Origin of the sequence: Streptomyces sp. NRRL S-1022, assembly GCF_000720135.1 — a bacterium.
Lineage (GTDB): Bacteria > Actinomycetota > Actinomycetes > Streptomycetales > Streptomycetaceae > Streptomyces.
In genome coordinates, this window is sequence record NZ_JOIU01000145.1 from 1 (window position 1) to 380 (window position 380).

General features: G+C 65.8%; 1 pseudogene. It reads right to left on the reverse strand.

Annotation, left to right across the window (positions count from 1 at the left end):
* Positions 1-327, reverse strand: a pseudogene (locus IG05_RS0141235) (beta-ketoacyl synthase N-terminal-like domain-containing protein); the annotation flags it as partial.
* Positions 328-380 lie beyond the last annotated feature (53 nt).

The following is a 380-nucleotide window of genomic DNA, read 5'->3' on the forward strand; positions in this document are numbered from 1 at the left end:
CGGATCGATCCCCGCATCCTCGAACGTCTCCCACGCCGTCTCCAGCAACACCCGCTGCTGCGGATCCATCGCCAACGCCTCACGCGGCGAAATCCCGAAGAAATCCGCATCGAACCCCGCCGCATCAACGAGAAACCCACCCGACCGCGTATACGACGTCCCAGGATGATCCGCATCCGGATGGAACAACCCCTCAACGTCCCACCCACGATCACCCGGAAACTCCCCGATCGCATCCACCCCGCCCGACACCAACCCCCACAACTCCTCCGGCGACCCCACCCCACCCGGCAACCGGCACCCCATACCCACGATCACCACCGGATCAGCCCCACCACCCACCCCACCCACCGACACCGACGACACCACCGACACCACAC